Here is a 391-nt window from a genome sequence, read left to right as displayed (position 1 = left end):
AGCTTAAATAGTATTTTGAAAGGGCTTGCCAAGATGACTCACTATATAAAAAATCGGCTGCATTAATGCCATCTTTTTTGCCGAGTGTTTCAAAAGCAAATTTTAATAACTCAGTGGGTATAGGGTCGTTACAGTCACGAAAGTAGCTTTGCAGCTGTTGCCAAAAATCAAACAGTTCTTGCTTGTATTTAGTGCCATGCTTCGCTTTTATTTCAGTGGTATTATTTTCAATTAAATAATGAACATGTAATTTAGTCACATTATCAGGTAGCTGGTATTGAATTTCGCCGTAGTGCTCAGGTGCTCCACCCAAAAATACCAACTCAAAATTATAATGTGGTAAGCCTTCAATTATTTGATGCACCCAACTTGATACGCCACCGCGTACATA

The 391-nt window shown here is 36.8% G+C and carries 1 protein-coding gene; it reads right to left on the bottom strand.

Annotated features, from left to right (window positions below; genetic code table 11):
• Nucleotides 1-391 (bottom strand): GT4 family glycosyltransferase PelF (gene pelF / locus AAEY72_RS14245; protein WP_352311152.1); only part of this gene is annotated, 391 nt, incomplete at both ends.

The sequence above is a fragment of the Psychrobacter sp. W2-37-MNA-CIBAN-0211 genome (assembly GCF_040309405.1).
Classification (GTDB): Bacteria; Pseudomonadota; Gammaproteobacteria; order Pseudomonadales; family Moraxellaceae; genus Psychrobacter; species Psychrobacter glaciei.
Note: the sequence above shows the minus strand (reverse complement) of the source record. Positions and strands in the feature narration are given on the sequence as shown.